This is a genomic window from Nocardioides sp. GCM10023255 (assembly GCF_042653125.1).
GTDB lineage: Bacteria > Actinomycetota > Actinomycetes > Propionibacteriales > Nocardioidaceae > Nocardioides.
The window spans coordinates 75,885-85,244 of the sequence record NZ_JBHSHU010000013.1 but is presented as its reverse complement, the minus strand read 5'-3'; the positions used below and the strand labels follow the sequence as shown (position 1 = coordinate 85,244).

The following is a 9,360-nucleotide window of genomic DNA, read 5'->3' as shown; positions in this document are numbered from 1 at the left end:
GGGTGACCCCGTGGACCTCGACGCCTATGTGCTCGCGCACGCGCACGAGTGGCGCCGGCTCGAGGAGCTGACCCGCCGCCGACGGCTGTCGGGGGCCGAGAGCGACGAGTTCGTCGAGCGCTACCAGCAGGTCGCCACCCACCTGTCCGTCGTCCGCACCTCCGCCCCCGACGCCTCGCTGATCGCCCACCTCTCGTCGCTGCTCTCGCGGGCGCGCAACCGGGCGTCCGGGACGAGGGTCGGCACCTGGCGCGGGGTCTCGTCCTTCTTCGTCGACCGCTTCCCGGCAGCGCTCTACCGGCTGCGCTGGTGGTGGCTCGGCACGCTCGCGGCCAACGTCGTGGTGACCGCGGTGATGATGCTGTGGCTGCTCGACCACCCCAACGTGGAGCAGTCGCTGCTCTCGCCCGAGCAGGTCGACCAGCTCGTCAACCAGGACTTCGAGGGCTACTACAGCGAGTACGCCGCCTCCCACTTCGCCGCGCAGGTCTGGGTCAACAACGCCTGGGTCTCCGCGTTGTGCCTGGCGCTGGGGGTCCTGGGGTTCCCGATCGTGCTGCTGCTCTTCCGCAACATCGCCAACCTCGCGGTGATCGGCTCGATCATGACCCGGCACGGTCACGGTGGGCACTTCTGGGGGCTGATCCTCCCGCACGGGATGCTCGAGCTGACCGCCGTCTTCGTCGCCGGCGGGGTCGGCCTGCGGCTGTTCTGGTCGTGGGTGGAGCCCGGCGAGATGTCCCGCAGCCAGTCCCTGGCCCGGGAGGGGCGAACGGCCGGGACGGTGGCGCTCGGGCTGGTCGCCGTGCTGTTCGTCAGCGGCCTGATCGAGGCGTTCGTGACGCCGTCGGGCCTGCCCACGTGGTCGCGCATCGGGATCGGGATCGTGGCGGAGGCGTGCTTCCTGGCCTACGTGTTCGTCCTCGGTCGGGCCGCAGTGGACCGCGGGCACACCGGCGACATCGACGCCGCCCTGCTGGAGGACCGCGTCGCCACCCAGGCCTGACCCGGCTCGGCCCGGTGCGACGGCGCCCGGCCGTGCTCGCCTGCGGCGGACGCGGGCGATGCGGCTCGACTCGGGACTCGTGCCAGGCGTGACTTTCGGCACTTCCCGGACCGCGCTTCGTGCGGACGCTTGAGGGAATCGCGGAGATGATCGACATGACGCGAACGCACACCCTTCCCGCAGGACCGCACCTCTCGACCTTCTGGCGCCACTTCCTCCAGATGCTGGCGGTCATGATGGTCGGGATGATCGTGAGCGCTGCGGTCCTGCTGAGCGTCGTGGGACTGAAGACCTGGGACGAAGTGACGACCCAGTACGGGACCCAGGCCCTGATCACGATGGCGGTCGGCATGACTGTCCCGATGGTCCTCTGGATGCTCTACCGCGGCATGGGCGGCCGGAACTCCTCCGAGATGGCTGCGGTGATGGTGATCCCGGTGATCCCGTTCCTCTGCCTGGTCTGGTTCGGCGTCACCAAGAGTGCGCTGTGCGGCCCGTACTGCGCCGTGACGATCGTGGCCATGCTCGCGCTGATGTTCTACCGCCGCTCCGAGTACTCGTCCTCGATGTAGCCGAGGTTGCGGGAGAAGGGGCAGCAGCAGAGGGGACGGTGGCCACCGATCCGCTCGTCGAGGGCGCGCGCAGCACCCCGCCTGCATCGGTCTCGACAGGCACCCGGTCAGAGCAGGCCGCGGGCCTTCAGGCCGAGGTAGTGGTCGGCGAGGGCGGGCGGGAGCCGCTCGGCGTCGGCGTCGACCACGTCGACACCGAGGGCGCGCAGCAGGTCCGCGGTCCGTCGACGGCGCCCGAGCACCTGCTCGGCCGCGGCCGCGTCGTACACCTCGTCGAGCGTGCCGCGGCTGGCGGCCAGCTGCTCGAGCGCCGGGTCCCGGACCGAGGCGAGCACCACCCGGTGGTGCCGCGTCAGCGCAGGGAGGACCGGCAGCAGCCCCTCCTCGACCGCCGAGGGCTCCAGCGGGGTGAGGAGCACGACCAGGGCCCGCTGCCGGCCGAACCCGCTGACCGCCCCGGCCAGCGACGCCCAGTCGGCCTCGGCGATCACCGGCTCGAGGTCGGCCATCGTGTCCTGCAGGGTCCGCACCACGTCCGAGGCCCCGGCGGCGCGGACCCGGCTGCGCACCCGACGGTCACCGGCGACGAAGTCGACCCGGTCGCCGGCCCGCGCGGCGAGTGCGGCCAGCAGCAGCGCGGCGTCCATCGCCGAGTCGAGGCGGGGCACGTCGTCCACCCGCCCCGCCGACGTGCGCGAGGTGTCGAGCACGAGCACGACGCGCCGGTCGCGCTCCGGCTGCCAGGTGCGCACGACCACGTTGCGGTTGCGGGCGCTGGAGCGCCAGTCGATCGAGCGGACGTCGTCGCCGCGGACGTACTCCCGCAGCGAGTCGAACTCCGTGCCCTGGCCGCGCACCCGCACCGCCGCCCGGCCGTCGAGGTCGCGCAGCCGGGCCAGCCGGCTCGGCAGGTGCTTGCGGGCCCCGAACGGCGGCAGCGACCGCACCGTCCCGGCCACCTCGCGGGTCTGCTGCCGCGCGGCCAGGCCGAGCGGTCCGTGGCTGCGCACCGTCACCCCGACGGCCCGCAGGTCTCCCCGCCGGCGGGGCTCGAGCGGCGTGCGGAGCACGGCCCGCTCACCGGCGGCCAGCCGCAGCCGATGCCGGTTGCCGGAGGCACCGGCGCTGGGCTGCCAGGCGTCGCGCACCTCGGCGCGGACCCGACGTCCGGCGGTCGCCACCAGCACCGTCGCCGTCGGCTGGCCCAGCCGTACGGGTGCCACCGGCGGACGTGCGAGCCCGAGCACCCGTGGTGCCGGCGCCAGGAACCAGTCGGCCCCGACCAGCAGCCCGACCGCGAGCACCCAGAGCCACACCGTGCCCATCGTCGGGCGCAGCACCACCGGGACCAGGCCCAGCAGGAGCAGCAGCGGGACGCGACCGCGCAGGACCATCAGCACACCCACCCGCAGCGAGGACGGGTCATCGGGGGACCGGCACCGAGCCGAGCGCGCTGGCCAGCACCTGCGCGACGTCGACGCCCTCGAGCTCGGCCTCGGCGCGCAGCCCGAGCCGGTGCACCAGGGTGGCGTGCGCGAGCGCCTTGACGTCGTCGGGCGTCACGAAGTCACGGCCGGTCAGCCAGGCCCAGGCGCGGGCCGAGCGCAGCAGCGCGGTCGCGCCGCGCGGGCTCACCCCCAGGCTCAACGAGGGCGACTGGCGGGTGGCCCGGGCGATGTCGACGATGTATCCGGCCACCTCGGGGGAGACCTGCACCCGGCGTACGGCGGCCTGTCCCGCAGCGATGTCCTCGGCTCCCGCGACCGGACGGACCCCCGCCCCGGCGACGTCGCGGGGGTCGAACCCGTCCGCGTGCCGGCGCAGGATCTCCAGCTCCGCCTCCCGTTCCGGCACCGGCAGCACCACCTTGAGCAGGAACCTGTCCAGCTGGGCCTCCGGCAGCGGGTAGGTTCCTTCGTACTCCACCGGGTTCTGCGTGGCGGCGACCAGGAACGGCCTCGGCAGCGCCCGCGAGACGCCGTCGACCGAGACCTGTCCCTCCTCCATGGCCTCCAGCAGCGCCGACTGGGTCTTCGGCGGTGTCCGGTTGATCTCGTCGGCCAGCAGCAGGTTGGTGAACAGCGGCCCCTCACGGAAGCTGAGCTCGCCGCGGTTGCCGTCGATGACCATCGAGCCGGTGATGTCGCCGGGCATCAGGTCGGGCGTGAACTGCACGCGGTGGGTCTCGACGGACAGGGCACCGGCCAGCGTGCGGACCAGCAGGGTCTTGGCGACGCCCGGCACGCCCTCCATCAGCACGTGTCCGCCGCACAGCAGGGCGACGAGGAGGCCGGAGACGGCGGCGTCCTGCCCGACGACGGCCTTCGCGACCTCGGTGCGTACGGCGGCGAGCCGTTCGCGGGCCCGCTCGCCGGCGTCGTCCGCGCCGGCGACCGGGTGGTCGGCCTGGGTGGTTCCGGTGTCGCTCATCTCAGGCGTACCTCTCTGTCGAGCTCGGCCAGCTGGTCGGCCAGGGTGATCAGGTCTCGGTCGGTGGCGGGGGCAGGGGCTCGTGGGCCGATCAGCGCGGCGATCGCCTCGACCGGCCGGCCGAGGTGCCGCGCGACGTCACGGACCAGGGTGTCGTCGTCACCGGCGCCGAGGCGCAGGCGCTCGCGGGCCCGGGCACGGGAGGCGGAGCGGAGGGTCTCGGCGGCGTGTGCCCGGTCGCCGGACCGGCGGTAGAGGCGTCCCCTGCTGCGCGTCGTCTCGACGGCCCGCACGACGACGGGCAGCGGCTCGGTGGCCAGGGCGCCGAGCCGGCGGGCCCGCCACACCACCAGTGCCGCCGTGGCCAGGCCGAGCAGCCACAGCCCGGGCCGGATCCAGCGGGGCAGCAGCGTGGAGAGGCTGACCCCGTCGTCCCCGACCAGGTCGTCGACCGTGGGGACGTACCACACCAGCCGGCTCTCGCCGCCGAGCAGCCGCAGCAGGACCGCCGCGTTGTCGGCCCGCAGCACCTGGTCGTTGCTGAGCGCCTGGTCGGCACCCAGCAGGGTCAGGCCGGGCCGCGGGTCGGCCAGGACGGCCCCGTGGTCCCCGCGGAAGCAACCCCCCGGCCCGGGGTACTCCAGCGCCTCGTCCACCTCCAGCGAGAGGTCCGCGAGCCCGGTGCACCCGGCCGGCCGGGGGCCGGACGGCGAGACGCGGAACGGCAGCCCGTCCACGCCGAGCGCCTCGGTCGTCCCGGGTCCGGGTGCCGCGAGCACCAGCCGTGCACCCCGGGTGTCGCGCAGGAGGCGGCGCGTGGTGCTGTCGCCGAGCTGCTCGGTCGAGGTGACCAGGACGGTGGTGCCGGGGCCGGCACCGGCGTCGGCCAGCGCGTCGGCCCCCCGGGCCACGGTGACGTCGACGCCGTGGTCCGCCAGGACGCGGGCGAGCGCCTGCGCGCCCGCGGGGTCGGGGTTGTCGGGGTCGAGCGGGGCGGAGGTGCGCACGCTGCCCAGGCCGAGCACGACGACGACCAGCACCGCGGCGACGAGCGCGGCCCCGATCAGCAGGGTCGACCGCTGCCGCCCCCACCAGCCGGACCGCCGTGCCGGCGCCGCCGTCGTCGTGGTCATCGCCGGACCCCCAGGTCGTCGTCCAGGGCGAGCACGGCCGCGGCCTGCTCCCGGGTGGCCGGCCGGTCGCCGTACCGCACCTGGTCGAAGAGCGAGGCGCAGGCGTCGACCCGCGCACGCTGATCGGGGTACGACGCCGCAAGCGCGCCGGCGACCTCGTGCGCGGTGGCGCCGGGGGCGTCGTCGAGCCGGCCGCGCTCCACCTGTCGCATGGCGAGGGCGCGGAAGCCGTCGACGAGGGCGTCGGCGTGCCGCCCCTCGACGAGGGCCCGCTCGGCCCGGTCGCGGAGCTCGGCGGCGGTCACCGGGTCGTCCTCGAGGACCGGGCCCGCTCCCGCCGGCCGCCGCGGGGTGCGGCGGACCCGGGAGAGCAGCCAGACGAGGCCTGCCACGAGGAGCAGGAACACCACCATCGCCGCGAACGTCGACAGCGGCGGGGCGTGGCTGGCCGCCGCCACCCCGCGGTCCACCTGTCGCTGCAGCCAGGTGACGACCTGCTCGACGACGTTCTGCTGGTGGTACTCCGGGTGCAGCAGCTCCTTGCGCAGCCAGGACCGGCCCTCGTCGCCGGACGGGGTCAGCGGCGGCTCGGCCAGCCGGAGGGGAGTCACGACGCGGTCAGCCCCGCGCGGGACATGAGCTCGACGTCGAAGGCCTCCTTGCGCATGCGCTGGTCCACGTACTGCAGCGACGCCACCGTGGTCGTGAAGGGCGCGACGAAGGCCGCGGAGACGACGGAGCTGAGGGCATTGGTCAGCACCAGCGCCAGCACGGCGAACCGCACCGACCCGGAGCCGACGAGCAGCCCCTGGCCCAGCAGCGAGATCGGCAGCGAGAGCATCGAGCCGGCGATCTGCGCGATCACCACGGTGAGCAGGGCGATGCCGAAGGTGCGCCAGAACTGCCTGCGGGTGAGCCGGAAGCCGCGGCCGATGGCCCCGAGGACGCCGACGGGCTCGAGCATCAGGGCCGGCACCGGGAGGTAGTAGACCCGGATCCAGAACCACACCAGGAAGCAGAGGAACAGCGGCACCGTGACCAGCCCGTAGACCGCGACCTCCCACCCGTCGAGCAGCATGACCGCCGGGATCCAGGACAGCGCGTAGACCGCGAGGATCACGACCAGCATGACGGCCAGGAGCACGGTCAGCCCGATCAGCCGCCACCGCTTGCCGTGCGTGGCCCGCCACGCCTCGCCCAGGGTGAGCCGCCGGCCGACCGCCGCGGCCATGGTCACGTGGGCGATCATCCCCGTCACCAGGACCAGACCGATGGACTGCAACAGGCTGCCCAGGCCGAGGGAGCCGAAGGCGCCGACCAGGCCGGCCACGTCGGCGCCGGACATGTCCTCCCCGGACTGGTCCAGGGAGAGGTCGACGCTCCAGGAGAGCAGGGCGGTGACGACGACCGGGATGGCCATCGCCACCGCGGCCACGAGCACGGCGGACCCGACGGTCGCCTTCGGGTTGAACCGGATGATGCGGAACGCCGCGTCGTACATGTCACCGATGCCGAGCGGCCGCAGCGGCAGCGCTCCCGGCTTGTGCGCGGCGCCGAGCATCCCCGGGGCGGGGGGAGGCGCCGACATCGGCCCGGGGTACGGCGCCCAGCCCGGCGCAGGCTGCGGGGGAGGGGCGACCCAGCCGGGCGGCGGCGGCAGCTGGGACTGCTGCGGTGGCGGCGGCACGGGACCCGGCGGTGGGTACCACTCGTTGCCCGACATCGGATCCCCCTCTGCACCACGGTCGCTGGGCGCGCTCATCTTGTCAGAGCAGGCGTTGTCGAGTCGTCGCCGGCGCCGGTGCCGGCGTACTGTCGGAAGGTCTTCCGGACACCGGTGGAGCCGTGGCGGCGGCTGCGTCGCCGCCACCTCGGACAGGTCCTCGAACCGATTTGGCCCTGCGCGGGATCTCTGCCAAGATAGTCCGGTTGCTCCGGCGGGTCGCCGGGGTGCGGCACACACAACCTTGACTACTGAATCGCGTCTCCTCGTGAGGTTTCGGTGGTTTGGCGTGCGGCCGCACCGGCTCTGCACTTTCGCAGGGGAGGAGACCCGATCAGCTCGACGAACCCGTCGAGTGCCACCAACAACATTGCGGGACCCCGGTCTCGTGTTGCGCCCAACAGACGCGACACGCCCGACCGCGGGGGTCGGCCGAAAGGCCGGGCAGTGGGGGTGGAGGAGCAGGGCGGCAGGGCCTCACCCGGGGCCAGGTCGAGAAATGAAGGCACGCGGTTCCGGCTCGCAAGGGCCGGTACAGACTGACTAAGGACGAGAGAGACCTATGGCGGGACAGAAGATCCGCATCAGGCTCAAGGCCTATGACCACGAGGTGATCGACACCTCGGCGCGCAAGATCGTGGACACCGTCACCCGCACGGGTGCGAAGGTCGCCGGCCCCGTGCCGCTGCCGACCGAGAAGAACGTGTACTGCGTCATCCGCTCGCCCCACAAGTACAAGGACTCCCGCGAGCACTTCGAGATGCGCACCCACAAGCGCCTCATCGACATCATCGACCCCACGCCGAAGACGGTCGACTCGCTCATGCGCCTCGACCTGCCTGCCGGTGTCGACATCGAGATCAAGCTCTGAGGTCACTGACATGACTTTCGAACGCAACGTGAAGGGCCTGCTGGGCACCAAGCTCGGCATGACCCAAATGTGGGACGAGAACAACCGCATCGTCCCCGTGACCGTGATCGCCGTGAGCACCAACGTGGTCACCCAGGTCCGCCAGCCCGCCACCGACGGCTACAACGCCGTCCAGGTCGGCTACGGCGAGATCGAGGGCCGCAAGGTCAACAAGCCGCGCGCCGGTCACTTCGCCAAGGCGGGCACCACTCCGCGCCGTCACCTGGTCGAGATCCGCACCGCGGACGCTGCGACCTACACCGTGGGCCAGGAGCTGGCCGTCGACACCTTCGCCGCCGGCGAGGAGATCGACGTCACCGGCACCAGCAAGGGCAAGGGCTTCGCCGGAACCATGAAGCGTCACGGCTTCGCCGGTGTGTCCGCCTCGCACGGTGCCCACCGCAACCACCGCAAGCCCGGTTCGATCGGCGCCTGCGCCACGCCGGGTCGCGTGTTCAAGGGCGTGCGCATGGCCGGCCGGATGGGTGCTGACACCGTCACCACCCAGAACGTCACCGTCCACGCCATCGACACCGAGAAGGGCCTGATCCTGCTCAAGGGCGCCGTCCCCGGCCCCAAGGGTGGTCTCGTGGTGCTCCGCTCGGCCGCCAAGAAGACCCAGGAGGCGTGAGCATGGCTACCAAGTCCGCATCCAAGGAGACGGTCAAGACCGTCAAGGTGGACCTGCCCGCCGAGATCTTCGACGTCGCGGTCAACGTCCCCCTGATCCACCAGGTGGTCGTGGCCCAGCAGGCTGCCGCCCGTCAGGGCACGCACGCCACCAAGACCCGCGGCGAGGTCCGCGGTGGTGGCAAGAAGCCCTACAAGCAGAAGGGCACCGGCCGCGCCCGCCAGGGCTCGACCCGCGCGCCGCAGTTCGCCGGCGGTGGCACCGTCCACGGCCCGCAGCCGCGCAGCTACGACCAGCGGACCCCCAAGAAGATGAAGGCCGCCGCCCTGCGCGGTGCCCTCTCCGACCGGGCCCGCAACGACCGCATCCACGTGGTCGAGTCGCTGCTCTCGGGTGACAAGCCGTCGACCAAGTCGGCGCTGACCGCCCTGACCGGCCTGTCGGACCGTACGCACTTCCTCGTGGTGCTCGAGCGCAACGACGCCCTCACCTGGCTGTCGCTGCGCAACGCGCCGCAGGTGCACATCGTGGCCGTCGACCAGCTCAACACCTACGACGTGCTGGCCTCCGACGACGTCGTCTTCACCAAGGGCGCGTACGACGCGTTCGTGTCCGGCACCGCCAAGGAGGCTTCGAAGTGAGCACCCTGCACAAGGACCACCGCGACATCCTGATCGCGCCGGTCGTGTCCGAGAAGAGCTACGGCCTGCTCGACGCGAACAAGTACACGTTCATCGTGCGTCCCGACGCCAACAAGACCGAGATCAAGATCGCGGTCGAGAAGGTGTTCAACGTCAAGGTCACGTCGGTCAACACGATCAACCGTGCGGGCAAGACCCGCCGCACCCGCAACGGTCTCGGCAAGCGTGCCGACACCAAGCGCGCGATCGTGAGCCTCGCCGAGGGCCACCGCATCGACATCTTCGGAGGTCCGGTCTCCTGACCGGGCGACTGA

11 protein-coding genes are annotated in these 9,360 nt (G+C 72.7%); 6 read left to right on the top strand and 5 right to left on the bottom strand.

Features of this window, described 5'->3' with window-relative positions:
• Positions 1-10: 10 nt before the first annotated feature.
• Both ACFO9I_RS21360 and ACFO9I_RS21355 read left to right on the top strand, forming a co-directional pair.
• On the top strand, positions 11-1,006 hold the full coding sequence (locus tag ACFO9I_RS21360; protein ID WP_379184611.1) for a stage II sporulation protein M: 996 nt from the start codon (positions 11-13) through the stop codon (positions 1,004-1,006).
• A gap of 155 nt (positions 1,007-1,161) precedes the next feature.
• The gene (locus tag ACFO9I_RS21355) at positions 1,162-1,578 is read left to right on the top strand and encodes a hypothetical protein (RefSeq protein ID WP_379184609.1); all 417 of its coding nucleotides are present in this window, start codon (positions 1,162-1,164) and stop codon (positions 1,576-1,578) included.
• Between the two features lie 107 nt (positions 1,579-1,685).
• Here the strand turns inward: ACFO9I_RS21355 and ACFO9I_RS21350 are convergent, their stop codons facing one another.
• The 5 genes from ACFO9I_RS21350 to ACFO9I_RS21330 are packed head-to-tail and all read right to left on the bottom strand — an operon-like array spanning position 1,686 to position 6,864.
• Positions 1,686-2,972 carry a DUF58 domain-containing protein gene (locus ACFO9I_RS21350; RefSeq protein WP_379184607.1) on the bottom strand — a complete coding sequence of 429 codons (1,287 nt, stop codon included), beginning with the start codon at positions 2,970-2,972 and terminating at the stop codon, positions 1,686-1,688.
• Between the two features lie 28 nt (positions 2,973-3,000).
• Positions 3,001-4,008: an AAA family ATPase gene (locus ACFO9I_RS21345; RefSeq protein ID WP_379184606.1), complete on the bottom strand. Its 1,008-nt coding sequence runs from the start codon at positions 4,006-4,008 to the stop codon at positions 3,001-3,003.
• Entirely contained in the window at positions 4,005-5,141 is a 1,137-nt protein-coding gene (locus ACFO9I_RS21340) for a DUF4350 domain-containing protein (protein ID WP_379184604.1), read from the bottom strand. Before ACFO9I_RS21340 ends, ACFO9I_RS21345 begins: the two co-directional genes overlap by 4 nt.
• Positions 5,138-5,752 (bottom strand): DUF4129 domain-containing protein, encoded by a 615-nt coding sequence (locus ACFO9I_RS21335; protein ID WP_379184602.1) that lies wholly within the window; start codon positions 5,750-5,752, stop codon positions 5,138-5,140. The genes ACFO9I_RS21340 and ACFO9I_RS21335 overlap by 4 nt, the downstream gene beginning before the upstream one ends.
• Positions 5,749-6,864: a hypothetical protein gene (locus ACFO9I_RS21330; protein WP_379184600.1), complete on the bottom strand. Its 1,116-nt coding sequence runs from the start codon at positions 6,862-6,864 to the stop codon at positions 5,749-5,751. The genes ACFO9I_RS21335 and ACFO9I_RS21330 overlap by 4 nt, the downstream gene beginning before the upstream one ends.
• Positions 6,865-7,426: 562 nt before the next feature.
• Here ACFO9I_RS21330 and rpsJ point away from each other — a divergent pair.
• Genes rpsJ through rplW form a run of 4 tightly spaced genes read left to right on the top strand, consistent with a single transcriptional unit; the run spans position 7,427 to position 9,348 of the window.
• Entirely contained in the window at positions 7,427-7,735 is a 309-nt protein-coding gene (gene rpsJ, locus ACFO9I_RS21325) for a 30S ribosomal protein S10 (protein WP_008360994.1), read from the top strand.
• A gap of 10 nt (positions 7,736-7,745) precedes the next feature.
• Entirely contained in the window at positions 7,746-8,405 is a 660-nt protein-coding gene (gene rplC / locus ACFO9I_RS21320) for a 50S ribosomal protein L3 (protein WP_379184598.1), read from the top strand.
• A gap of 2 nt (positions 8,406-8,407) precedes the next feature.
• Complete coding sequence (gene rplD, locus ACFO9I_RS21315; RefSeq protein WP_379184596.1) at positions 8,408-9,046, top strand: 50S ribosomal protein L4; 639 nt, start codon at positions 8,408-8,410, stop codon at positions 9,044-9,046.
• A complete protein-coding gene (gene rplW / locus ACFO9I_RS21310; RefSeq protein ID WP_344146508.1) occupies positions 9,043-9,348 on the top strand; it encodes a 50S ribosomal protein L23 in 306 nt (101 codons plus the stop codon). The genes rplD and rplW overlap by 4 nt, the downstream gene beginning before the upstream one ends.
• Positions 9,349-9,360 lie beyond the last annotated feature (12 nt).